Below are 24,682 nucleotides of genomic sequence, written 5' to 3'. Positions count from 1 at the left end.
ATTGCATCAGCTTTTATAGCCCTACTCAACTGTGCGGAGGTGGGACGACGAAATCAAATTCTAACGTGCCCCACTCTCATTTTACACGGTAAAAAACGTCTGGGTGCTCTGAGATACCTTGGGCAATGATGAAGCGATCTCGACTGCTGTCAGTCGGATCCTGCCCGCTAACAGTCTCTCCTGCTGGCAGCTTTTTCCCTGCTGGAATAATAGACAGGGCAGCACCTGTAAGATTATGCCAACGAATATTTGTGCGATAAATTCCATTTTCATCCAGACCAGCGTAAACCAGCTCCAACTTGGCAACATCTGATACAAGTCCCTTGGCATCAAATGTATAAGTGACGCCATTGGCATCCCGCCAAGTACCAGCCATGCTAGAAAAGTCCCCAGAAGCAATGGCCTGCATATCTAAACTAGAGGTAGCGGCAGGTTCTCTTTCTTCCTTGCTTTCTGACTTAGCAGAAGACTCCTTAGTTGCTGGCTCCGAAGGTTCTTGACTGTTTTCCTGACTGCTAGAAATAGAAGTGTCCGAACTACTTGTTTCGGTAGAAAGCTCTGTCGAACTTTTGCGCGTCTCAGACTTTTTGGAAGGAGCCGAGCTAGTTGAGCTGACCTTAGAACTACTAGAAGGCGAAGTCGGCTGGTCTTTCTTTTGACCGCAGGCCATTAACACAGACGATGCCACCAGAGTTCCAGCCAAGAGAATCATCCATTTTTTCATCTTTAGCACCTCGCAATATTTTCCTGTTCTTGTAACATTATTGTAACATAAATACAGCTTTTTAGAAAGCAAAAACCAGCTCGAAAGCTGGTTTATCTTATTGAATTTTTTTCAACATATTGTCGATATGCTGGATAGATTTTTCACGACCTAATAGGTAAATCGTATCTGGCAACTCTGGACCGTGCATTTCGCCAGAAACAGCGATACGGATTGGCATGAAGAGGTTCTTGCCCTTGATACCTGTTTCTTTTTGGACTGCTTTGATTTGTGGGAAGATGTTTTCTGTCACAAATTCTTCATCTGTCATTGCTTCCAGTTTTGCTTTGAAAGCTTCCAACACCACAGGTACAGTTTCGCCGGCCATCACTTCTTTCTCTGCTTCCGTCAATTCTGGGAAATCTGAGAAGAAAAGGTCTGTCAATGGCACAATCTCATCCACTGACTTCATTTGTGGTTTGTAGAGTTCTACCATTTTCTCAGCCTTGTCGGTCAAGCGTCCTGCTTCTTCCAAGTATGGTTTGGCCATTTCAAAGATAGTAGCAAGTTCTGCTCTCTTGATGTAGTCATTGCTCATCCAGTCCATCTTTTTCTGGTCAAAGGCCGCTGGAGACTTGCTGAGGCGGTTTTCATTGAAGAGTTTGATGAGTTCTTCACGAGAGAAGATTTCGTCTTCCCCACCAGGATTCCAACCAAGAAGTGCGATAAAGTTAAAGACTGCTTCTGGTAGGTAGCCCTTTTTACGGTAATCTTCAATAAACTGGAGAGTGTTGGTATCGCGTTTAGACAATTTTTTACCCGTTTCAGAGTTGATAATCAGGGTCATGTGACCGAACTCTGGCGCTTCCCAACCAAGCGCTTCATAAACCATAAGCTGTTTTGGTGTATTGGCAATATGGTCGTCACCACGGATAACATGGGAAATTTGCATGTCATGGTCATCGATGACAACGGCAAAGTTGTAAGTTGGGTAACCATCTTTCTTTTGGATCACCCAGTCACCACCAATATTGCCACCTTCAAACTCAATATCGCCTTTGACCATGTCCGTCCACTTGTAGATACCAGCTTCATTGACAGCCAGACGAACCGTTGGAATGATGCCCGCTGCTTCACGCTCTGCGATGTAAGCTGCCTTTTCATCTTCGCTCATGCCAAGGTATTCGTTGATGTAGCGAGGTGTTTCACCAGCTGCTTCTTGGCGCTCGCGCTCAGCAGCCAATTCTTCTTCTGTAACGTAAGAGTTGTAAGCCTTGCCTTCAGCTAGTAGTTGGTCGATGTATTTCTGATACAATTCCAAACGCTCTGATTGGCGGTAGTTTTCATGTGTTTCTGGACTTTCATCCCAGTCCATGCCCAACCAACGAAGGTTTTCAAGCTGTGAACGTTCACCATCCTCAACATGGCGCTTGCGGTCAGTATCTTCGATACGGATGATAAAAGTTCCGCCATGATGACGAGCATAGAGGTAGTTAAAGAGCGCCGTACGCGCATTTCCGATGTGTAAAAGTCCTGTTGGACTTGGTGCATAACGCACTCGAATATCTTTTGTCAATTTTCGATCTCCTATTTGGGAATAGCAGGGATATCTCGCTCCTGCTTTCGTATTCAAACGTTATTATTATATCACATTCTCGACCCAGAATCCGCTGAATCGTATGATTTTTTAAGACAGTCTTTCTTCGAGGACAAAGTCAATTGGTAGCCAAGCTAAAACCTGCTCCATATGCTTTTCCCAGTAGTACCACTCATGCGTACCTGGACTGTGGCTGTAAGTAATATCCAAGCCCAAGTCTTGCAGATTTTTCACAGCCACCTGATTGGCCTCGTAGAGAAAATCCTCTTCACCGCACCATGCCCAAAGCTTGGTCTTTTTATCAGATTGCTTGGCTATGTTCTCCAGCGAATGAGGACTGCTGGTCCAGTCTTTATAGTCTCCAAAAATCCCTCGCCAGTAGGCTGGTGTTGCTATTTCAACATCATCTGGATGACTATCAAGAAAACTCAAAGCCCCTGAAAGACTAGCTGCGCATGAAAAACGGTTAGACTTGAGAGCCAGCTTAAAGGCTCCGTATCCGCCCATGGAAAGACCAGCGATAAAATTCTTCTCCCGCTTGTCAGACATATTGGGGAAAAAGCGCTTGAGCACCCGTGGCAGCTCTTCAGCGATAGCCTCGTAATAGTTAAAACCGTATTGAGTATCGGTGTACCAGCCATTGCTGGTATTCGGCATGACAACAATCAAGTTAGTCGAGCGAACCAGACGTTCGATATTTGAGCGCTTAAGCCAGCTATTGTGATTACCGTTCATACCATGAAGCAGATACAAAACAGGAATATCCGTATCATCTGGCTTTTCCACGCGCGACGCATCTGGATAGAGGACATTGACTCCCCACTCCATCTCCAAGGCTTCTGAATAATATTCTATCTGCATCACTGCCATCTTTTTTCTCCTCTTGTATAAACTACTGTTCTTGACCAGGCAGCACAGCCAGCCACACTCTGAAAGCAAAGCCTGTTCTGCGACCGCCAAAAGATAAGAAAAAGCCGATATTCGACTTTCTCTCTGCAAAATACTGGGAAAGTTGCTCCCTCGAGTGACTCTAGCGAACTTCCATGACAACTGGAAGAATAGCCGGCCGTCGTTTGGTTTGTTCGAAGAGGAACTTGGCCAAACTATCACGAACTGTTCCCTTAAGTTCGCCCCAGTCAAAGTTATCCTGAGCCAGATAGTCTTCCACTGTCTTATTGATCAGGTCAGTGCTCTCTCGTAAGATATCACGGCTCTTCTTGACATAGACAAATCCTCGAGTATGAACCTTGGCTTTAGAAATAATTTTCTTCTCCTTACGATTGACTGTAAGGGCCACGATGAAGATCCCATCTTCAGACAAGACCTTGCGGTCACGCAGGACGATATTGCCCACATCACCGATGGCATTCCCATCAATCATGACATCGCCTGCTGACACTGCTCCAGCTGGTACAAAGTCGCCATTTTCATAAGCCATGATGCTGCCACGCTTAGGTATCAAGATATTTTCTGGTAAAATCCCAACTTCCATGGCTGCCTTGGCATGGGCGTCCAGACCACGATACTCTCCCTGAATCGGGAAGAGGTACTTGGGTTGCAGTAAGTTGAGCATGAGCTGCAAATCACGCGCATTGGCATGGCCAGATACACGCAAATTTTGGGTAATCAGCTTGACCACGCCACCAGCTTGGTAAATCATGTTTTCCACACGCGCTACGACTGCTTCCTTGGCAATAGATGGCGTTGTAACGATGTAAACCAAGTCTCCGTCTTTGATTTCTACATAGCGGTGACGACCGATGGACATCTTGCGCAGACCGTTAATGGGCTCGCCCATCCGACCCGTCTCCAGGATAATCAGCTCATGGTCTTCAAACTTAGACATTTCCTTAGGCTTGATCAAAAGGCGTTCATCCGCCAAGGATAATTTCTTGAGGCGGATAGCCGTACGGACGATATTTTCAATATCAAAGCCTGTCAAAACAACGCGACGACCTGTTTCTGCCGCAGCTTCAAAAACCTGTTGGATCCGAGACAGGTTGCTAGCAACCGCTGCTACGATGACACGGCCATCCCAATCCGAAATCGTGTCCGTAATTTCACGGCCAACCTCGCTCTCACTAGCCACTTGCACTGTGCTATCAGCGTTTGCTGAATCACTCAGGAGAGCTAAAACACCCTCACGGCCAATCTCAGCCAAACGGACGAAATCTGTCGCATAAGATTCGCTGGCAGATTGGTCAAACTTGAAATCTCCCGTATAAACAATATTGCCTTCACGCGTCTTGACAACGATTCCCAGACTCTCTGGAATCGAGTGGGTCGTCCGGAAGAAAGAGACAACCGTTTCGCCAAATTCAATCTCGGTATTTTCATCGATAACATGAAAATCATTGAACTTCTTCACGGCGTCATTGCTTTTAACAAAGAGCTTGGCTAGCTCAATCGTCAACTCCGAACCGAAAACCGGTACCTTGGCTTCTGTCAAAAGATAAGGTAGTGCACCGATGGCATCCGCATGACCGTGGGTTAGAAAGACACCTGCAATTCGGTCTTTGTTTTCAAACAAATAATCCATATTGGGAATGACGACATCTACTCCCAACTGCTCATTTTCTGGGTACTTGAGCCCAGCATCCAATACAAAAATGGAATCATCCACTTCGGCGACGTAGAGGTTTTTCCCATTCTCGCGCACGCCGCCCAAAGTAATCAGCTTAATAGTGCTTTTACTCATTTTTACTCCTATTCGATTTTAGAATCTCCTTTATCAAAGATTCCTTGATTTTATTACTAACGGTCCTTGGCAAGCCAAGTCGAATTACAGTTTTGCAAACAAAGTTTGCACATCTTAGTCATTATAGCATTTTTTCACGCTTTTTTCAAAACAAAGGAAACTCATAGAGCAAGCTAGACATCTAAGAATAGGTATTTGATACAGCAAGTCTCTGGCCACTTCTTCCTGATTAAAAGTGTAGCTGCGCTCTAGTCAATCTCTTCTCTAGCTCCACTATAGCAAAAAAAGAAGACGCTAGCAACGCCTCCTTTCCGACTTCCTAAAAAGCCACTCTTTCTTCTATAATTTGTGGAAAACTGAAAATCCTGTCCTAATCCTTGCAAATCGTTTTACTGATATCTCAGAATTCCAAATTCCTTTGAGTGCCTTTAACATCCCCTAGCATGATACTCTTGACAAACCTTAGTCAAAGACAATCAACGACTTAATAGTCTTCCGCTCATCCATATCTTTATAGGCTTGGTCAATCTCTTCCAGTTTATAGCTGGAAGTAAAGACGCAGCCTGGATTGATGTCGCCATCAAGGACTGCTTTCAGCAAGACTTGCTTGTCGTAGGTTGTGACAGAGGCTGCACCACCTGCCACTGTGATATTTTGAGCAAAGGTGGAACCAATCGGATGCTTTTCGCAATGAGGAACACCAACAAAGCCTAATCGTCCACCATTATGGAGGACACCAAGGGCTTGGTCAACGGCCGCTTCTGTTCCGACACATTCAAGCGCAGCGTCGGCTCCGCCACCGAGGATTTCGCGCACCTTGGCAATGCCTTCTTCACCACGCTCAGCGACCACTGCTGTCGCTCCTGATTCAAGCGCCATCTTTTGTCGGTCTTCATGACGGCTCATGAGGACGATTTGGGAAGCTCCCCGCATCTTAGCTGCGATAACAGCGCATTGCCCAACAGCCCCATCCCCGATAACAACTACCTTGTCGCCTGCTTTCACATCTGCCACACGCGCCGCATGATAGCCTGTCGGCATGACATCAGCCAGCGCCAAGAAGGACTTAAGCATCCCTTCTGAATAATCTGCTGGCCGACCCGGAATTTTCACCAAAGCCCAGTTGGCGTATTCGAAGCGCATATATTCCGCTTGCACCCCATCTGACCAGTTATTGCCAATATGCCGGTCACAAGTCCCGTCATATCCCGCCCGGCAAGCGTCGCAGTCCCCACATCCATGGGTAAATGGAGCAATGACAAAATCGCCTGCTTTCACAGTCGTTACTGCATCACCGACTTCCTCGACAATCCCGATTGCCTCGTGTCCACTGTTCATGCGCCCAGGCTTCAGCTGCTCATTTCGATAACTCCACAGGTCAGAGCCACAGACACAGGTACGAACAATGCGGATAATGGCATCATCTGGGTCTAGAATTTGCGGATGATCCATTTCTACTAGTCCAACTTGACCAGCCTTGAGATAAACTGCTGATTTCATTGCATTTCTCCTTGTGTTTTGCTAACTATATTATACCACTTTTCAGGTAGATAAACTAAAAAAGCCAAAAGAGCTGTGGGGACATTTTCTTCTCCAGCAAGCGCTAATGCCCTACCTCATCGCTTTTTAAAAGCTGCTTTCTTAGTCCTCACTAAGTAAAGCCGGACTCCTCCAACAACGGCCTGAATCCATCAAAATGACCTCTAGCTTGACTCGGCTAGAGGTCTGACTTACCTTGCTGATATGGGAGCAATCAGTTTATCCTATTCGGAACTGACTAACAATTGATTGTTGATTCTTTAATTTATTAAATTTTTAATTCCTTTAAGCGCTAATGATTTTCTTTTATCTTAGCATTAGAAATATTAATCACAAAGTAACTATCGGTTAACATCTCGAAGACTGAAAACCATCTAAAAGCTTCTACTTTCTATCCCACTGTCATAATCAGATAGGCTAAGCAGGCCTACCCAATGATTTAACCAATAGTCCAGTAAAGCAACGACTTATATGTTACAAATAAATATATCAGCAAAGCAAATCGAATGCGAAATGAAGTTTTTCCTTTCCCTATCTTTACTCATATTATACTCCTCCTAGCAAAAGATTGCAAGCGTTTACACTATAGAAGTTGAAAATATTTTAACATAAAAGAATGAATATAAAAAGGAAAGGAGACCTTTCAATAAGGTCCCCTTTAGGCTGTAGATGATTCCTATAAATTGCTATAGTTAATAAGGCTTTTTAAAAAGGAAATCAGCTATTAGACTTATTTTTCGTCGTCTTTATGAAGCATGTTTTTAACACCTTCAATAGCGCCTTCAACTGCATCTTTTGCATCTTCAGCAACTTCTTTGACTTTAGAAACAACTTTTTCAGCTGCTCCTTCTTTTTCAAGTTTTTCGTCACCGATTACTTTCCCAACACCTTCTTTGACAGCGCCTTTAGCTTGGTTGAATTTTTCTTCTGTTGACATAACTATGTCCTCCTTTATTTCTTTTTGTTTTTAATTAATGTACGCGAGCTTTTTCACTTGATGAAGCAGCATCTTTAACAGCTTCTACACCTTCACCAACTTTTTCTTGAACGGCTGAAAAACTACCGCTAAGACCAGATTTTGCTTTTTCGAATTGCTCTGAAGCGAATTCGCCTGTTGATTCAGCAACATCTGTCACTCGATCTTGAAGGCTAACTGAGTCAGCTTCATGTTGTTCTTTCGTTTTAATATCAACAACATTGACATTTACTTCAACAACTTCCAAATCAGTCATCTTAGAAACTTCCGCCACAACAACATCTTTAATTTCCTTGTACAAGGCAGGAACATTCTTTTGATATTCCACTACTACGTTCAAGTCAACAGCCACTTGTTCTTTCCCAACTTCAACATTAACACCATTCGTTACGTTATCAGTGTTAATCAATTTATCTGCTAAATTAGAGAAGAAGCCACCATCAACAGCTAGCAAACCTGAAACTTTCTCTAAAGAGAGACCAATGATTTTTTGAATGACTTTATCTTCGTAAGTCAATTCACCTTTTACTTCATGAGTTGCTTGCGCAACTTCCTTTTTAGCAACATCTTTAAAATCTTTATTTGTATTTGACATAAGAAACTCCTTATTATTTATTTAATATATTTTTTTGTTGTATATAATATCCGATTCCTGCTCCTATGGCAGCGCAAATCAAGACAAATAGTGTCTTAAAGAAGCCAAAGGATAGGATAAAGCAGGCTAGAACACCGCCCGCTAATCCAGATAGGATTAGATATTGATATTTTTTAAACCATTCCATTTTGGTACTTCCTTACTTTACACGACTAGTATTTTTTTTAGCCTGCGATTTTGGTTTGAAATCTGATACAGAGATTTCAAGCTTGACATCATGATTGAGACCGAAGAATTCTGTTAATCCAGTAGCAATTTCTTCTTGAATCAACTGACTTCTTTTGATGATGTTTTCTGACGGAACAATTGCTCCTTTAACAGAAACCATACATTTGTTTTTCCGGCTATTTACGGAAACTGTAGGATCTTTAATAAAATCATGGTCTATCACCAGACTACGAACAAATCCTTCTATCGCTGAATTTTTCAGCATTAGTTTACCATCCGCATCAGCTAACTGAATTTCCAAACGTCTCTTAGGATAAAAAAGTATCACTAACATCAGCAACAATATTAAGCTTGCTAAAACCAGTGTCCCCCAGAAAACATATCTAGATAGATAGTATCCTACAAAAGGAATCTTTTTCCAAGTGAATAACTGGAGGCCTAAACCGCTAACTTTATGAAAATCTAGTAAAACAGGAATCAAAATCGTCAAGATTAAAATACAGAAAATAAGGGAAAGTATTTTTCTTGATTTTGACATATTGAATCCTTTCATCATTAAATTATATTTGTACAAAAAGCAATTCTATGCTTTCTTTCCTACAAAAAACGATACAACTGCAACTACAATAACTGCGCCGATGATAGAAGGAATCAAAGCCATGCCAGCCAAACTAGGTCCCCAAGTTCCTAAAAGAGACTGACCAACAGCTGAACCAACTAAACCTGCAACAACGTTGGCGACAATTCCCATAGAACCGCCTTTTTTTGTTATTGATCCAGCAACCAGACCAATAAGCCCACCGATAATAATTGACCACAACATAGTGATTCTCCTTTCTAAATCAAAATTATTTAATATTATTTTTGATTAATATAATTATATAATTTTCCAACTTGGAAACATAATAATTCAGCTTGGTTTTCTTACCGTTTATCTGTACTATAGATACAAAAAGATAAGAATTCCTTGTTCTATAGGCTTTTACAAGCATTTTTAGATATATTTTAGAGTTGTTAAACGAGGTTAAATGTATAAAAATATGGTATAATTTCCTGATAATAAAAACACTATATAAAGAAAGATAATATTTTAATGCGAGAATTACTGTCTAAAAAGAGCCACAGGCAATTAGAGCTATTAGAACTACTATTTAAAAACAAACGCTGGTTTCATATTTCTGAACTGGCTGAACTATTAAATTGTACAGAACGTTCAGTAAAAGATGATTTATCCCATGTTAAGTCCTCTTTTCCTCAATTGATTTTTCACTCGTCCACTAATGGCATACGTATCATTAATACTGATGATAGTGATATTGAGATGGTCTATCACCATTTTTTTAAGCATTCAATCCATTTTTCAATTTTAGAATTCATCTTCTTTAACGAAGAATATGAAACTGAGAATATTTGTAAAGAGTTTTATATAAGCTCTTCCTCACTCTATCGTATAATCAGTCATATTAACAAAATCATAAAAAAACAATATAATTTTAAAATTGGTCTCAATCCTGCTCGAATCATTGGAAATGAGATCGATATCCGTTACTTTTTTGCCCAGTATTTTTCAGAGAAATATTATTTCCTTGAATGGCCATTTGAAGATTTTTCAGTAGAACCTTTGTGTAAGCTGTTAGCACTGGTCTATAAAGAAACTGCCTTTCCAGTCAATTTCGCAACTCAACGAATGTTAAAGTTGCTCCTTGTTACGAATTTATACCGAATAAAGTTTGGTCATTTCTTGGAAGTTGAGAAAAATTCTTTTAACAATCAATTGTTAGAATCTTTTATGCAGGCAGAAGGAATCGAAGACATTGTAGCGAGCTTTGATTCTGAATATCATATCTCTTTGAATAAAGAAGTGATAGGTCAACTATTTGTCTCCTATTTTCAAAAAATGTTTTTCATTGATGAAAATTTATTTATGAGCTGCGCAAAAACAGACAGCTATGTAAAAAATTCGTATAAATTATTAAGTGATTTAATTGTTCAGATAGAAAGCAAATATAATCTTAAAATTGACAATAATGACAATCTTATTTGGCATTTGCATAATACAGCACATCTGCACCGTCAGGAACTATCTACAGAATTTATTCTGTTTGATCAAAAAGGGAATACAATCAAGAGCTTTCAAAATATTTTCCCTCAATTTGTTTCAGATATTAAAAAAGGAATTGAACATTATCTAGATACTCTTGGTATCGATAATAATTCAATGAAAGTCAATCATCTATCTTATACTTTTATCACTCACAGCAAACATTTAGTGCTGAATCTTTTACAAAATCAGCCTAAATTAAAGGTTTTAGTCATGAGTAATTTTGATCAGCATCATGCAAGATCTGTAGCAGAGACACTTTCTTATTATTGCAGTAATAATTTTGAACTTGAAGTTTGGAATAAATTAGAATTATCAATTGATTCTTTAAAAGAATCACCTTACGATATCATCATTTCTAATTTTATTATTCCCCCCATTGAGAACAAGAGACTGATCTATTCCAATAATATTAATACGGTCGCGCTCATCTCCATGCTTAACGCAATGATGTTTATTCGCTTAGATGAGTGATTTAGACTATTTTGATAACAAAAAAAACCGCAATCTAGCGGTTTTTATTCATCTATTAGGGCAATTTGAAGAAAAAGGACCTAGTCCTATTTAACAGAGAACCAGGGCCTTTTGAACATTAATTGTCTAACTTTGTGGTAGCAGTACATTATTTAGTACGTATGCTTTCTCTTGTTTTTACAAAACTCTAGGCAAGCCTATTCAAACAAGCCATAGTAGTCCGCTATGGTCATCTTGGCTTTTTCTTCTTGCTTGAGATCTTGAATGATTTGCCCTTCCTTCATGACAATCAGACGGTTGCCGTATTTGAGAGCATCCTCCATGTGATGGGTAATCATGAGGGCTGTCAGCTGGTCTCTGCGGACAAAGTCATCAGTTAACTCCATAAGGGCCACACTTGTCTTGGGATCCAGCGCTGCTGTATGCTCGTCCAAGAGAAGCAGTTCTGGGCGTTTGAGGGTCGCCATGAGCAGACTCAAAGCCTGTCTCTGACCACCAGAGAGAAACTCAATCGGCGTATCCAAGTGTTTTTCCAGACCATTGCCAATCTTATCAATCGTCTCCTGAAACTCCTGCCGATAGCTATTCAGCCGACGAGGGACTAGACCGCGCGATTCACCACGAAACTTGGCAATCAGCAGGTTTTCCGCCACTGTCATCCGAGGAGCCGTTCCCATCTTGGGATCTTGGAAGACCCGCGACAGATATTTGGCTCTCTTTTCAGGTGAAAAGTTGGTCACATTTTCGCCCAAGATATAAATGCTGCCGCTGCTCAGAGAGAGCGTTCCGGCAATCACATTAAAAAGAGTTGACTTCCCTGCTCCATTGCCGCCCAAAATCGTGATAAAATCATGCTCATGAATCTCCAGCGACACATCGTTTAGGATGACCTTTTCTTCATCAAAGCCGTTATTGACCCGCTTGCTGGCATTTTTTAATTCTACAATCGCTGTCATTTGCTTAACTTAGCTCCTTTAAAGAATTTATTTTTCAAGGTTGGAATCATGAGGCAGATCGCCAAGATAACCGCACTGTAGAGACGGAGATAGCTCGTGTTGAAGCCAAGAGCGATGACACCCCAAATCAGAAATTGATAAGCAATGGCGCCAACTACAATGGTAATCAGGCGTTCAGCCAAGGTCAGACCCCTAAAAAGCACTTCCCCGATAATCAGACTGGCCAATCCGACGACGATAACCCCAATCCCGCGGGACACATCCGCATAGCCTTCCTGCTGGGCAATCAGAGCACCAGACAAGGCAATGACGCCATTAGACAAGATCATGCCCATCAATTCCATGCGGCCAGTATTGATACCGAAACTACGCGCCATATCAAGATTGTCCCCAGTTGCGATGTAGGCCTGCCCCAGCTTGGTATCTAGGAAAAAGAGCAGAGCGACAATAACCAAACTGACAAAAATCAAGCCTGTCAGGAGATTATTGATTTCCCCAGAGAAGGGCAAAAAGTCCTGAATCTGCCGAGTTCCCAGCAAACCTAGATTGGCCCGCCCCATAATCATGAGCATGATGGAATGACAAGAGGTCATGACCAAAATCCCTGACAGCAGGGTCGGAATCTTGCCCTTGGTATAGAGAAGCCCAGTCGCCAAACCTGCCAGACAGCCTGCCAATACCGCAGCCACCGTTGCCAAGAAAGGGTTCACCCCTTTGGTGATTAAAGTGACGGCTACCGCCCCACCTAGAGGAAAGGAACCTTCAGTCGTCATATCTGGAAAATTCAAAATTCGAAAAGTCATGAAAATCCCCAGACCCAAAATGGCCCAGACCAGACCTTGTGAAATAATGGAAAGAATCATCTTATTGTCCTAACTAAATTAAAATCGTATTCTATTTTAACACAAAAAAGCAGCCAATTTCAATGCCGAAATACCGACAGATAAATTGGCTTTCCTAGCTAATTACTGAACGACAGTCATCCGTCCTGTATCCACGTCATACACTGCTCCTGAGATCTCCACATCATCTGGGATTAATGGTGATTGGCGGAGAAGATCCACATCTTCCCGCACACTTTCCTCCACATCTGTAAAAGGAAGGAAATCCTGACCTCTGACATCAACGCCCAGCTCTTGATTGAGAAAAGTAGTAAATTCTTCATTTTTAAAAGTCTGTGCGCCACAATCCGTATGGTGCAAGACTACAATTTCCCGCGTACCCATCTGCTGCTGAGAGATGACCAGCGAGCGAATCATGTCCTCCGTCACCCGACCGCCAGCGTTGCGCAAGATATGAGCATCTCCCAGCGCCAAGCCCAGAGCCTGAGCCACGTGTAGCCTAGAGTCCATGCAGGTCACGATTGCCACCTTGGTCTTGGGCTTAATCGGCAGGTGGGAGGTCCCATGCAGGTCCACATAGGCTTGATTGGCCTTCATAAAATTTTCAAAATAGGACATTCTTTCCCCTTACTAGAATTTATTTGATATTCAAATTATTTCTTACCATCTTATCATCTTTTACCTATTTTGTCAGTTTTTAACCCCCTATAAAGCAAAAATGTCCGTTTTTTACAAAAAAATGAAATAAAAATGCAAAAAAGGTGCGGAAATTCATCCACACCTTTCTATGAACCTTTTGCGATATAGCGACTGAGTGAGCCCGCAAAGCTTTGAAGATTGAGACTTTGAACATAGATTTCCCCGGTACCTCGGAAGGTGTTGACAACTCCCTCTCCCGTTCCGATAGACTGCCAGAAACCATTTTCTAGATGGATATTATAATCCAAAGACTGACTCCAAGCTACGACATGGGCATTGTCAATGGTTACTTCTTGGTTATTTAGTTCAATTTTCCTAATCGATCCGTAGGCATTGGCCAAGAGAGTGCCCTGACCTTGAGTCGTCATGACGAAGAGGCCACCTTGACCGCCAAATATTGCCTTGCCAACAGACTGGCGCTCCATCGTATAGTAAGCTGTACCATCCAGAGCCAGAAAGGCACCGTCATTGAGCCGGTACTGCTTTTCTCCCAGATAGAGAGGAATAACTTGGCCGGGAACTTCTGGTGCTAAAGCTAGAAAACCGTTATCGGACTGGGCGACAGCTTGGGTGATGAAGGTACTTTCACCGGACACCATGGAACGGCCGACTGCCTTAACAAAGCGTCCCAAACCCGAACCGTTAGCATTGAGTTGAGTGTTCAAGGTTACATTAGGCGTGTGATAGACCATACTGCCACGCTGGATAAAGACTGTCTCTCCTTGATTGAGGTAGAGGTCAACGAGTGGAAATTGCATGTTGCTATCCATGGAAAATTGCATAAGAGTTCCCTCCTTGTTTTTTAAGAAAATTATAGCAATAATAAAATATTTTTGCAATCTAAAACAAAGAAAATTATCCAGCAAAGACTTTTTTCAAGACTTCCCCAATCGTTGTCACACCGATGACTTGGATATTGTCTGGCACCTTGAGGCCGTTCAGAGAGTTTTTGGGAGCATAAATCTTGGTGAAGCCCAATTTTGCCGCTTCGTTGATGCGTTGCTCGATACGGTTAACCCGACGGATTTCGCCAGTCAGGCCGATTTCACCGATAAAGCACTCTTGAGGATTAGTCGGCAGATCCTTGTAACTGGAAGCAATGGCGACCGCTACCGCCAAATCAATCGCTGGCTCATCTAGCTTGACACCGCCAGCTGACTTGAGGTAGGCATCTTGATTTTGCAGAAGGAGGCCAGCCCTCTTTTCCAGAACCGCCATGATGAGGCTGGCTCGGTTAAAGTCCAGTCCAGTCGTGGTTCGCTTGGCATTGCCGAACATGGTCGGTGTCACCAAAGCCTGCACCTCTGCCAAAATCGGCCGCGTCCCTTCCATGGTCACAACGATGGAAGAGCCTGTCGCCCCGTCCAGCCGTTCTTCCAGAAAGACTTCACTGGGGTTGAGCACCTCGACTAGCCCGCCAGATTGCATCTCAAAAATGCCGATCTCATTGGTTGAGCCAAAGCGATTTTTAACTGCCCGTAAAATACGGAAAGTGTGCTGGCGCTCGCCCTCAAAATAAAGCACTGTGTCCACCATGTGCTCTAGCGTTCGGGGGCCAGCTAAGGTTCCTTCCTTGGTCATGTGACCAACGATAAAGGTCGCGATATTATTGGTCTTAGCCAGCTGCATAAGCTCAGCCGTCACCTCGCGGACCTGAGAAACAGAGCCTTGAACACTGGAAATTTCCGGCGACATCACCGTCTGTATAGAGTCTATAATCAAAAAATCTGGCTTGATTTTCTCAATCTCCGTGCGGATATTTTGCATATTGGTCTCGGCGTAGAGATAAAATTCACTGTCAATATCACCGAGGCGTTCCGCCCGCAGCTTAATCTGCTCAGCTGATTCCTCCCCGCTGACATAAAGGACGGTGCCCTGATGAGAAAGCTGGGTGGATACTTGCAGAAGCAGAGTGGACTTCCCGATACCGGGATCTCCGCCAATCAGGACCAGACTGCCCGGCACTACTCCACCACCCAGCACACGATTGAACTCGTCCATTTCTGTCTTGGTCCGGTTGACATCAATCGAAGTGACCTCAGCCAGCTTCATGGGCCGGGTCTTTTCGCCTGTCAAGGAAACACGGGCATGCTTGACCTCTACAGCTTCTACTTCCTCAACAAAAGAAGACCAAGAGCCGCAGTTGGGACAGCGGCCTAGGTACTTGGGCGAATGGTATTCACAATTTTGACAGACAAAGGTCGTCTTTTTCTTAGCGATGATAAACCTCTTTCTATATCTCTATCTCACATTCAATCACTTGGCAAAAATCAATGGTTTCATCTGGCACAAACTGACGGATGAGCATACGATGAGCTACAAGGACTACTGTCTGGTAATCTCGATACTTTGCCATGCAGTCTATAAAACGAGACTTCATCTGCTCAGCTGTCTCATACTGAATAGGACTACTGGGGAGCAAGACTCCATCATTTTCTAAAAACAGGCTTCGAGCTTTTTCAAAATTCTCCATTCCCAGTTCATAGACCTGCCATTCGTGTAGCAAAGGCTCCACTCTCAAAGGAAGGCCAGTGGCACAAGCCACATAAGATGCCGTTTCTAAAGCTCGCGTCACTGCAGAAGACACCAGCAAATCAGCTGAACGCAGTAAAGGATGCTGGCAAAGTTCCTGAGCCTGCCGTCTTCCCTGCTCAGATAAAGGCGCCAAATCCAGACCAAAGCCAGTATAAGAACGCTCCTCTAACTCATGGTAATCAGGCTCACCGTGGCGCACAAAAATCACTTTCATCTCAATGCCCAGTAGAGCCAAATCCGCCGGTCCGCACACCCTCGGCTACATCCCCATCCGCAATCAAAAATGGTGCAAAAACAGCCTGCACAATGCGGTCGCCCACTTCCAGTACAACCTCTTGGTCTGTGATATTTTGCATCTGAGCAAAAATATGCCCTTCGTTTCCAGGATTACCATAGTAGTCGCCGTCAATAACCCCAACGGAGTTAATCAAGACCAAGCCTTTTTTACGAGGATTAGACGAGCGGTCATAGAGATAAAGCACCTCGCCAGGCTGCATATAGGCCTTGACACCAGTCGGAACCAGCTTAATCTCCCCTGGCGCAATGATGGTGCGCTCTGCCACTTTCAAATCATAGCCCGCTGCGTGAGCCGTCTCTCTCTTGGGCAGCAAATCTTCATTTGAAAAGCTGGAAACCAGCTCAAATCCACGAATTTTCATACATTTCTCTTTTCTATTTTTGCTGTCCCTATTATACTAAATTCGCAAAAAACAAGCAAAAAAACCGCCGATTGGGCGGTTCTCCTTAGTATAAATCTTTGACGACCTTTCCATCCTCTAGATAGGTAAACTGCTCCGTCAAATCTGACGTGAAAACCTGATACATTTCCTTAAAACTCACAGCCAGTGAGTAGCGGTCAAGGTCTTTGCGGTCAATCCAGAATACCTCGCCTTCTTCGGATGAGACCAGTTCTCCCTCAAAACGATTGGTCTTGTAAAGAAAAACGATATAGCGCTCATCTTTTTCAGTGTAAAACTGCTTGACACCACACAAGCGAGGCTCATAGATGGTCAGGCCTGTTTCTTCCTTGATTTCCCGTATCACTGATTTGACAAAGGACTCACGATGTTCAACATGGCCGCCCGGAAAGCATAGGCCCGTCCAATCATCATTTACTTTATTTTGCACTAAAATGCGGTCTCCATCGTAAACCATACACATATTTGTTAAAATAACTCGCTCCGCTCGTGACATCTCTGCACCTCCATCTACCGGCCGATTCGATCGGCCTCCTGTGACTCATTATAACATAAAAGACCTGAATTTGATGAAAATCCAGATTTCTCAGCCCTTCCAGCAAAAAACCGCCGATTGGGCGGTTCTTATAGGGAGATTATTATGAAAAAGAAAAGTTTTAGGATTTCATCAAATAAAGTTAGGAGGTCTTCATTTGATGGTTATATTATATAAAGCTTATCTTAAAATTAGCTAAAAATAATTTCAGATTTTATAATTCTTGCAAAAGATATTGAAATAGCTCTAAATTGCCCTTTTCTTCGTTGATCAAAAACTCTGGATGCCACTGAAGGCCGATGATGCGGCTGCCATCCACAGCCTCAATCGCTTCGATGGTATTGTCCCTTGGGTCAAAGGCGGTAGCTCGAAAATTGGGTGCCAAGTCCTTGATGCTTTGGCGATGGACAGAATTAATCTGGCTGGCCTGACCAAATAAGCGCTCCACAACGCTATCTTTCTCTGTACGAATAGAGTGCGAAGTCCCAAATGGTTGCCCCTGCCAATGATTGTCAATCTGCTGATTAAGCGTGCCACCAAAAGCGACATTGACCAACTGCAGACCACGGCAGATAGCCAAGACTGGCTTACCCTGACGAATAGCCTCCTTTAAGAGTGCTAGCTCAAACTCATCCCGAGCCAGATTGTAATCATCGCTATCAATGGCCTTTTCCTCTCCGTAAAACTGCGGATGAACATTTTGACCACCTGATAGAATGAGCTTATCAATGGTTTCTATATAGTCCTTGACCAGACTTTTATCCCCAACAGGAATCACCATCGGCAGACCGCCGACCAGCTTGATGCTTTCGGCAAATTTGCAGGATACAGATGAATGAATGTTTTTGCCCGCCTGATCCACTGGACAAAGATTAGCTGACACTCCAACAATTGTTCTGCACATAGATGATCCCTCCTTAACTTGATATAGAATATCTTACCATTCCACCTCTCAGCCGTCCAATAGTATTTTTTTAAGCTGGCCATAAAAATTTTTTATGTCAAGAACAGTTTTCCACAAAAAGGGATATAGTAGCGACAGACAAGAAAAAATGAGCAAAAGTCCGCTGATTTCATTTTTCTAATTCAAGCATGACACTGACTGCGGTCAAGGCATAAAGCGGAGCGGTTTCAGCCCGCAGGATCCGTGGGCCTAGACCTGCTGAGACAGCGCCTGCTTGGCCAAAGGCTGCTATTTCATCTGGCGATAGACCACCTTCTGGTCCGAAGATGAAGAGCAGTTTGTCTCCCTTGGTCAAGCCTTTCACAGCCTGAACTAGAGCAGCAGCTTCACCTTCCTTGGCTGCTTCCTCATAGGCTACAATGATGCGGTCAAAGTCTGCCAAGGCCGCCAGAAAGTCGGCCTGTTTATCAAAGAGCCGAACCTCTGGTATCAGATTGCGCTTACTCTGCTCAGCTGCTCCCTGAGCAATCTTCTCCAGCTTTTCACTCTTTTTAGCCAGTTTTTTGCCATCCCACTTGGCTACCGACCAGTCAGCCGGAAAGGCCCAGATAGCATTCGCCCCCAGCTCCGTTGCCTTCTGGGTGATAAATTCCAACTTATCGCCCTTGGGAAAGCCTGAAGCAATGGTCACTTGAACCGGCAACTCGGTATTGTCCGCTAGCTCCTCCAAGATTTCCAAGCTCTGCTGGGCTGGGTCTAGCACTCGCGCCAGCCGTTTCACGCCATCATCAAAGACCAGTGTGACTTGGTCGCCCTCTTTGAGCCGCATGACTGAAAACATGTGTTTGGCCGTGTCCTTATCTGTGACCACCAAAGGAGACTGATGACTTCCTTTTATAAAATACTGCTGCATCTAACCACCTATCACGCCTGAAATGTCCTGCGTTTTCTTAAAGACACAGGCATTCCATTCGCCCTGAATCATATGCGTTTCCAGGAAAAATCCTGCCGCTTCTGCTGACTCGCACACCATTTCCCACTTCTCAGAAATAATCCCACTCATAATCAGATAGCCCTCATCCTTGACCAGACGGTAGGCATCCTCGGTCAGATGGATGAGAATATCGGCCAAGATATTGGCAACTATGACATCCGCCTTGATTTCCACACCTCGGAGAAGATCCCCTGGCGCTACGTGGATGTTCTCCATACCTGGATTGAGCTCAATATTTTCCTGCGCCACGCGCACCGCCACCTCGTCTAAATCATAGGCGTAGATGTCCTTAGCACCTAAGAGAGAGCTGGCAATGGAGAGGACGCCGCTGCCCGTGCCTACATCCAGCACCGTTTCTCCGCCTCGCAAGACCTGCTCCAGCGCAAAGAGGCTCATCTTGGTCGTCGGGTGAGTGCCTGTACCGAAGGCCATGCCAGGATCCAGCTTGATAATCTTCTCACCAGCTGTCGCCTCGTAGTCCGTCCAGGACGGCACAATTGTCAAGGCATGGGTGATACGAGCTGGCTCAAAGTATTTCTTCCAGTTGTCCGCCCAGTCTTCCTCAGCCAGTTCCTGCCGGGTCAGCTGAATATCTCCCGTCTCCAAGCCGAAGCCATCCAGCTCAGCTAGTCGCTCATTGGCCTGGGCTGCAACAGCCTCTATATCCACCGAATCCGGGTAGTAGCCGGTAATCTTGACCCGCTCGCTCTGCTCAACTTCTGGAAAAAGCTCACCATACCGGTCAACCTGTCCCAGATAATCAGCGCTGTCATCGATAGCCACCCCCTGACTGCCCAGCTCAATCAGAATGTTCGAGGCTGCTTCCTCCGCCTCCCGCTTCACTTCAATCGTTAATTCCTGCCAAGTTTCCATCATTAAAATACCAAGCCCGTAAAACACAAAGCCAAAATAGGAAATTCTCTGACGACGTTTGCGTCTAAGAGAACCTTAACTTTTGGAACAGTGTTTAGGGCGGGTTCAGTTTAGAAATTTAACTGAACAATCCTTTCTTTGTTTATTTCATTGTCTTCGTCATGTAGACCATATCCATGCCCTCTTTTTCGGGCTCAGTATGAGTCTGTCGGTAGCCATTTTTCTCATAAAAAGCTACCATACCTTTATCCTGGAAAACCGTACACAAATCCCATCTGATAACGGTGGAGAATTTCTCCTCAATCAGACCAAGGCCTTCAGAACCATATCCTTTATCTGGTACTGAGGCAAAATCGCTACGGTTCCAATCCAGCCTGCTGTCTGTTCGTCATTTGTATTCAAGCGAATAAAGCCAAGAATCTTCTCGTCGTCTTTGACAAAATAATAAAAACTATTGGGCCGCTCAACCAGCTTCCAGCGAATCCGCTCTCGCTCCTCCAGATAGGGGTCGTATTGATCCTGATATTTTTCATAAACAGCCTTAAAACTCGCTCGCTGAATGGCAATAATGGTCTCTAAATCCTCAGCTCCCGCCCGCTCAATATGAATCATGCTCGCACCTCCAAATAATCGCTCAACCTGTCCTGCAGCTGCGGAATAACCTTTTCATCTGCTAAAAACTGGCTCACATCCATCATCTGATAAGCCTGCCCCTCATCGCCAAAGGCGATACTGGCAAAATCTTCCTGAGTGATAGTTCCCACCATAAAAATAGAGGTTTTGTCTGGATCAAGCATTCCTTGATATTCCTTAGCCCAGACAATAGCCGTTTCTTCAAGATTCAAACCAAGTTCTTCGAAAACTTCTCTTTGAACACATTCAAAAGGAGTCTCCTCGTCCTCGCGGCCACCGCCTGGCAGCTCCCACATATTGGGCCAAGGAATGGTTGAAATATCGTCTCGCAAGATAGTCAACAGCTTATCATCACAGAGCAAGGCAATCTTGCAACCAGAAAACTCCATCTGTTTGTGCAGCAAATCTAGTCCTTCTGCATCCGCCATCAGCGCCTCCTAATACCTCGTATATGAATAAAATTCTGTCTCAGTCAAATCCGCTCTACCATTTTCAAAAGCCTCAGCATTCCAAGCTATCTCAAACTCTGCCGCCTCTGGGTCTGCTAAGAAGTCCATAAGTGCATCGAGACCAGACTCAGCCGTTTGGGTTAGGAAATCCACGAAATAAGCCAGAAACTCCCGTGACAGGCCCTTCTTAGGCTCATAGGGCAGGGCTGCCAGATAGTCCTCTGCCTCAAAACGAGACTTGACTGGATTGTAGAAAAGCACAGCTTCCTCAAAGTAAATATCCTCAGCCGAGGCATTTCCCTTAGCATCAACCGTCTCAATCCCGCCTGGATTTTGCACCTCAAGGAGAAAGGCCACTTCCACTGCGTGATTCTTCTTGTCCCAGTTTATCTCATAGTCAAAAGGAAAGCTCTTCCCCATTTCCTCGTCCAATATCTCCAAAAAACCGTACTTAGCCATGATTTCCTCTTTTCATTGTGATAAAATATTACTATCTACAATAGTAACACAAAAATCCAAGAAAAACACTTGCAGAAAGGAAATCTTATGCCAGAAAACCTAGCCCTGCGCATGCGACCGACCAGCATTGATCAGATCATCGGCCAGCAACATCTGGTCGGATCTGGAAAAATCATCCGCCGTATGGTTGAAGCCAACCGCCTGTCCTCGATGATTCTCTACGGGCCACCCGGCATCGGCAAAACCTCCATAGCCTCGGCTATTGCCGGCACAACCAAGTATGCCTTTCGGACCTTTAATGCCACCGTAGATAGCAAGAAGCGCCTGCAGGAAATCGCTGAAGAAGCGAAATTTTCCGGCGGACTGGTGCTCCTGCTGGATGAAATTCACCGCTTGGACAAGACCAAGCAAGACTTCCTGCTGCCGCTATTAGAAAGCGGTTTGGTCATCATGATTGGGGCGACGACGGAAAATCCTTTCTTTTCTGTCACTCCCGCTATTCGCAGCCGGGTTCAGATATTTGAGCTTGAGCCCCTCAGCAACGACGACATCCGGACAGCCATTCAGCTAGCCTTGACGGATAAGGAACGAGGATTTGATTTTTCAGTAGAGCTAGACGATGAGGCTCTGGATTTCATTGCTATCTCTACCAACGGAGACCTGCGCTCCGCCTATAATTCACTGGACCTAGCCGTACTCTCTACCCCAGAAGATAGCAAGGGCATTCGCCACATCACGCTCGATGTCATGGAAAACAGCCTGCAAAAAAGCTATATCACCATGGATAAGGACGGAGACGGCCATTATGATGTCCTCTCTGCCCTGCAGAAGTCTATCCGTGGCTCCGATGTCAATGCCAGTCTCCACTACGCAGCCCGCCTCATTGAGGCTGGAGACCTCCCTAGCCTAGCTCGACGCTTGACCGTTATCGCTTACGAAGATATTGGCCTTGCAAATCCTGATGCCCAAGTCCATACCGTCACAGCGCTAGAAGCGGCCCAGCGGATTGGCTTTCCTGAAGCCCGTATCCTCATTGCCAATATTATCATTGATCTGGCTCTATCTCCCAAGTCCAACTCAGCCTATGTGGCCATGGACAAGGCCCTAGCCGACCTAAGAAAGAATGGAAATCTTCCCATTCCCCGCCACTTACGCGACGGCCACTATGCCGGCAGCAAGGAATTGGGCAACGCACAGGACTATCTCTACCCTCACTCCTATCCTGGCAATTGGGTCAAGCAGGACTATCTGCCTGACAAAATCAAAGATGCCAATTATTTCACTCCTAATGAGAATGGCAAATACGAACGCGCTCTCGGTATGACTAAAGATAAGATTGATCACTTTAAAAAATGATGGCATCGTTTGCAAAAAATCACATTTTTCTCTTGAATTTTTCAAAATTTATGGTATTATAATTATAGAAACGCTGTGGTGTACGACTTCACACTTAAGTGTTGACCGACTATTTTTTGTATTATTAGGGAAACAAAAGACTTCTAACAGCGTGCAGGCCGTGTCACGCGGAAGCAGCTTCAGTTAGAGCGAGTTGCCCACCTGCTTAATTGCGCGGGTTCAATACAAATCGTGAAGGTCCGGCACCAATACAGCTTTTTCTGTTGCCTCCTTAGCTCAGTTGGTAGAGCAGTAGACTCTTAATCTATGGGTCGCAGGTTCGAGCCCTGCAGGGGGCATAGAAAGTATGACTAAGAAAGCCTATTCTATAGGCTTTTTTACTTGCTCTAAAATCACTTTGCCCCACTTTTTGCCCCACTTTTTGAATTTTCGTATTTCAGCGAACGAATTCGATTAAATTCCTCATCTATTTTCTCTTCTAAAGTATGACCATAAACTTCTATCAACATCGTTATATCTTTATGACCTAATACTTTTGCAATCACTCCTAAGTCAATTCCTCGGTGCCATAAATAACTACCATAAGTATGACGTGCTCCTTTTGTCGTAATAACAGGCCTAAGCTCCAATTCTTCTAACATTTCTCGTAAATACTTATTAACTGTATCTGTCAATGGCACACCATATTTATATGAAAAATGCTGAAAAACTAAGCACTCAGGATTATTTAGTCCAAGTTCTTTATTAACCCTCTCTTGTAAAGCAATCAACTCACGCAAAAGCTCCATATCTTCTCTCTTGAGTGGCACATAACGTATAGAAGTCTTATTCTTTGGTGGTACAAATTTTCTTAACAAGGTATTATATCGCCTATAAGTATAAATACGATTATTCTCAAAGTCTACCTCATCTGAAGTTAAAGCCATCAATTCCCCAAACCGCATTCCTGTCACAAATAAAAAATACAAAATAAAAGGCACAATCGACTTAAAATAGTCAAACCGTTTTCTTAATTCTACTAAAACTAAAAAATATTCTTCTTCACTATGCAAATATTTTTCATCTGTTTCCTGCTCTTTCATTCCTGGATATAATTCTACATCTTTTGTAAAATCATCAACCATCAACTTATCCCCAATAGCCATTCTCAACGCAGCTTTAACACCATTATGAAAGCGCCGTAACACATCCCTGCCAACTCGTTCAGCGTATTTGTTTAAAGCACGTTGATAATCACTTCTTCGAATAGAAGAAATTTTCTCATCTCCAAACAATTCAATAATGACCTTTTTCCTAGCTACATATTTTTGTTTAGTTGACTCACTTTTATTACTCGGAAGAATTTTTAACTCTAACCATTCCTGATACAACGACACCAAAGTCATATCCTTGCTCAGCCTTCCACCCAAACGTATTTTCTGAGCTATCTTTTCCGCTTCAACAATAGCCTCTTTCTTTGTTTTGAAACTACTTCCATGAGCGACTGTTTGACCTTTCTCCCTTACCTCATACGACCAAAGTCCTGTAGATCCTCTTCTTCTATAACGAATACTAGCCATTAGACTTGAACCCCTAGAATTTCAGCTACAACCTTTTTAGGTACAATCATCAAACGTTTCCTATCATAAAACGTAAACCCCCTTTTCACTAGTAATTCTCTTGATTCCTTTATAATTCTTTGAGCTGTCGCTTTATTGTAACCCATAGACATCAGCTCTTTATCCGAAATAACATTCTCATTTTTCATTCTTTTTCCTTCCTATATCCGAACATTAAATAAACCTGGTTTCCAGGTAATTCATTAAAAATCCGAACGATTTTTTGACTGCAGAGCCTAG

The 24,682-nt window shown here is 43.7% G+C and carries 27 protein-coding genes, 1 tRNA gene and 1 pseudogene; 3 read left to right on the top strand and 26 right to left on the bottom strand.

Translation table 11 applies throughout. The features are described from left to right. Window positions 1-76: 76 nt before the first annotated feature. The 10 genes from RWS39_RS02380 to RWS39_RS02335 form a co-directional block, all read right to left on the bottom strand. Complete coding sequence (locus tag RWS39_RS02380; protein WP_125445998.1) at window positions 77-724, bottom strand: DUF6287 domain-containing protein; 648 nt, start codon at window positions 722-724, stop codon at window positions 77-79. A gap of 97 nt (window positions 725-821) precedes the next feature. Beyond that, entirely contained in the window at window positions 822-2,279 is a 1,458-nt protein-coding gene (gene gltX, locus RWS39_RS02375) for a glutamate--tRNA ligase (RefSeq protein ID WP_125445997.1), read from the bottom strand. A 111-nt stretch (window positions 2,280-2,390) separates the two neighbouring features. Then, window positions 2,391-3,170, bottom strand: coding sequence for an alpha/beta hydrolase (locus RWS39_RS02370; RefSeq protein ID WP_125445996.1), 780 nt, complete (start codon window positions 3,168-3,170; stop codon window positions 2,391-2,393). Between the two features lie 160 nt (window positions 3,171-3,330). Continuing rightward, on the bottom strand, window positions 3,331-4,998 hold the full coding sequence (locus tag RWS39_RS02365) for a ribonuclease J (RefSeq protein ID WP_125445995.1): 1,668 nt from the start codon (window positions 4,996-4,998) through the stop codon (window positions 3,331-3,333). Window positions 4,999-5,460: 462 nt separating this feature from the next. Beyond that, a complete protein-coding gene (locus RWS39_RS02360) occupies window positions 5,461-6,498 on the bottom strand; it encodes a zinc-binding dehydrogenase (protein WP_223368206.1) in 1,038 nt (345 codons plus the stop codon). A 769-nt stretch (window positions 6,499-7,267) separates the two neighbouring features. Continuing rightward, a complete protein-coding gene (locus RWS39_RS02355; protein WP_005591616.1) occupies window positions 7,268-7,474 on the bottom strand; it encodes a CsbD family protein in 207 nt (68 codons plus the stop codon). A gap of 34 nt (window positions 7,475-7,508) precedes the next feature. After that, window positions 7,509-8,108 carry an Asp23/Gls24 family envelope stress response protein gene (locus RWS39_RS02350; protein WP_062123314.1) on the bottom strand — a complete coding sequence of 200 codons (600 nt, stop codon included), beginning with the start codon at window positions 8,106-8,108 and terminating at the stop codon, window positions 7,509-7,511. Window positions 8,109-8,121: 13 nt separating this feature from the next. After that, window positions 8,122-8,295 (bottom strand): DUF2273 domain-containing protein, encoded by a 174-nt coding sequence (locus RWS39_RS02345; RefSeq protein WP_005591614.1) that lies wholly within the window; start codon window positions 8,293-8,295, stop codon window positions 8,122-8,124. Between the two features lie 12 nt (window positions 8,296-8,307). Further along, window positions 8,308-8,874, bottom strand: coding sequence for an alkaline shock response membrane anchor protein AmaP (gene amaP, locus RWS39_RS02340; RefSeq protein ID WP_048766148.1), 567 nt, complete (start codon window positions 8,872-8,874; stop codon window positions 8,308-8,310). A 45-nt stretch (window positions 8,875-8,919) separates the two neighbouring features. Then, window positions 8,920-9,159 (bottom strand): GlsB/YeaQ/YmgE family stress response membrane protein, encoded by a 240-nt coding sequence (locus RWS39_RS02335; RefSeq protein WP_015605856.1) that lies wholly within the window; start codon window positions 9,157-9,159, stop codon window positions 8,920-8,922. A 270-nt stretch (window positions 9,160-9,429) separates the two neighbouring features. On the opposite strand from RWS39_RS02335, the gene RWS39_RS02330 reads away from it, so the two are divergent. Continuing rightward, window positions 9,430-10,911 carry a M protein trans-acting positive regulator PRD domain-containing protein gene (locus RWS39_RS02330; RefSeq protein ID WP_062123317.1) on the top strand — a complete coding sequence of 494 codons (1,482 nt, stop codon included), beginning with the start codon at window positions 9,430-9,432 and terminating at the stop codon, window positions 10,909-10,911. 197 nt (window positions 10,912-11,108) lie between these two features. On the opposite strand, the gene RWS39_RS02325 is transcribed toward RWS39_RS02330, so the two are convergent. The 14 genes and pseudogenes from RWS39_RS02325 to RWS39_RS02260 all read right to left on the bottom strand — a co-directional run bounded on the left by RWS39_RS02325 (window position 11,109) and on the right by RWS39_RS02260 (window position 21,488). Further along, window positions 11,109-11,867 (bottom strand): ABC transporter ATP-binding protein, encoded by a 759-nt coding sequence (locus RWS39_RS02325; protein WP_005591610.1) that lies wholly within the window; start codon window positions 11,865-11,867, stop codon window positions 11,109-11,111. After that, a complete protein-coding gene (locus tag RWS39_RS02320) occupies window positions 11,864-12,730 on the bottom strand; it encodes an ABC transporter permease (RefSeq protein WP_314480037.1) in 867 nt (288 codons plus the stop codon). The genes RWS39_RS02325 and RWS39_RS02320 overlap by 4 nt, the downstream gene beginning before the upstream one ends. Window positions 12,731-12,832: 102 nt before the next feature. Further along, window positions 12,833-13,327, bottom strand: coding sequence for a beta-class carbonic anhydrase (locus RWS39_RS02315; RefSeq protein WP_314480034.1), 495 nt, complete (start codon window positions 13,325-13,327; stop codon window positions 12,833-12,835). 167 nt (window positions 13,328-13,494) lie between these two features. Continuing rightward, window positions 13,495-14,190, bottom strand: a complete 696-nt coding sequence (locus tag RWS39_RS02310; RefSeq protein ID WP_005591607.1) for a TIGR00266 family protein — start codon at window positions 14,188-14,190, stop codon at window positions 13,495-13,497. Between the two features lie 73 nt (window positions 14,191-14,263). Next, window positions 14,264-15,631 carry a DNA repair protein RadA gene (gene radA / locus RWS39_RS02305; RefSeq protein ID WP_125372609.1) on the bottom strand — a complete coding sequence of 456 codons (1,368 nt, stop codon included), beginning with the start codon at window positions 15,629-15,631 and terminating at the stop codon, window positions 14,264-14,266. A gap of 10 nt (window positions 15,632-15,641) precedes the next feature. After that, the gene (locus tag RWS39_RS02300; protein WP_314480030.1) at window positions 15,642-16,157 is read right to left on the bottom strand and encodes a histidine phosphatase family protein; all 516 of its coding nucleotides are present in this window, start codon (window positions 16,155-16,157) and stop codon (window positions 15,642-15,644) included. A 1-nt stretch (window position 16,158) separates the two neighbouring features. Next, window positions 16,159-16,602: a dUTP diphosphatase gene (locus tag RWS39_RS02295; protein ID WP_314480027.1), complete on the bottom strand. Its 444-nt coding sequence runs from the start codon at window positions 16,600-16,602 to the stop codon at window positions 16,159-16,161. A gap of 85 nt (window positions 16,603-16,687) precedes the next feature. Next, a complete protein-coding gene (locus tag RWS39_RS02290; protein ID WP_223368199.1) occupies window positions 16,688-17,137 on the bottom strand; it encodes an 8-oxo-dGTP diphosphatase in 450 nt (149 codons plus the stop codon). A 253-nt stretch (window positions 17,138-17,390) separates the two neighbouring features. Beyond that, window positions 17,391-18,080, bottom strand: coding sequence for a gamma-glutamyl-gamma-aminobutyrate hydrolase family protein (locus tag RWS39_RS02285; RefSeq protein WP_223368198.1), 690 nt, complete (start codon window positions 18,078-18,080; stop codon window positions 17,391-17,393). A 169-nt stretch (window positions 18,081-18,249) separates the two neighbouring features. After that, window positions 18,250-18,993, bottom strand: coding sequence for a 16S rRNA (uracil(1498)-N(3))-methyltransferase (locus RWS39_RS02280; protein WP_314480020.1), 744 nt, complete (start codon window positions 18,991-18,993; stop codon window positions 18,250-18,252). Further along, window positions 18,994-19,947, bottom strand: a complete 954-nt coding sequence (prmA, locus tag RWS39_RS02275; RefSeq protein ID WP_314480058.1) for a 50S ribosomal protein L11 methyltransferase — start codon at window positions 19,945-19,947, stop codon at window positions 18,994-18,996. A 142-nt stretch (window positions 19,948-20,089) separates the two neighbouring features. Beyond that, window positions 20,090-20,559, bottom strand: a pseudogene (locus RWS39_RS02270) (GNAT family N-acetyltransferase). Continuing rightward, the gene (locus tag RWS39_RS02265; RefSeq protein WP_314480017.1) at window positions 20,556-21,008 is read right to left on the bottom strand and encodes an NUDIX hydrolase; all 453 of its coding nucleotides are present in this window, start codon (window positions 21,006-21,008) and stop codon (window positions 20,556-20,558) included. Before RWS39_RS02265 ends, RWS39_RS02270 begins: the two are co-directional and overlap by 4 nt. A 9-nt stretch (window positions 21,009-21,017) precedes the next feature. Then, complete coding sequence (locus RWS39_RS02260; RefSeq protein ID WP_314480014.1) at window positions 21,018-21,488, bottom strand: DUF3013 family protein; 471 nt, start codon at window positions 21,486-21,488, stop codon at window positions 21,018-21,020. A gap of 87 nt (window positions 21,489-21,575) precedes the next feature. Here RWS39_RS02260 and RWS39_RS02255 point away from each other — a divergent pair, with 87 nt between their 5' ends. Both RWS39_RS02255 and RWS39_RS02245 read left to right on the top strand, forming a co-directional pair. After that, the gene (locus RWS39_RS02255) at window positions 21,576-22,844 is read left to right on the top strand and encodes a replication-associated recombination protein A (protein ID WP_314480011.1); all 1,269 of its coding nucleotides are present in this window, start codon (window positions 21,576-21,578) and stop codon (window positions 22,842-22,844) included. 265 nt (window positions 22,845-23,109) lie between these two features. Next, a tRNA-Lys gene (locus RWS39_RS02245) sits at window positions 23,110-23,182 on the top strand. Between the two features lie 54 nt (window positions 23,183-23,236). On the opposite strand, the gene RWS39_RS02240 is transcribed toward RWS39_RS02245, so the two are convergent. Further along, a complete protein-coding gene (locus tag RWS39_RS02240) occupies window positions 23,237-24,403 on the bottom strand; it encodes a site-specific integrase (RefSeq protein WP_314480009.1) in 1,167 nt (388 codons plus the stop codon). Continuing rightward, window positions 24,403-24,591 (bottom strand): DUF3173 family protein, encoded by a 189-nt coding sequence (locus RWS39_RS02235; protein WP_314480008.1) that lies wholly within the window; start codon window positions 24,589-24,591, stop codon window positions 24,403-24,405. The genes RWS39_RS02240 and RWS39_RS02235 overlap by 1 nt, the downstream gene beginning before the upstream one ends. Window positions 24,592-24,682 lie beyond the last annotated feature (91 nt).

Source organism: Streptococcus cristatus (genome assembly GCF_963529205.1).
Taxonomy (GTDB): domain Bacteria; phylum Bacillota; class Bacilli; order Lactobacillales; family Streptococcaceae; genus Streptococcus; species Streptococcus cristatus_O.
The sequence above is the reverse complement of the archived record's forward strand: the minus strand, read 5'-3'. Positions and strand labels throughout refer to the sequence as shown.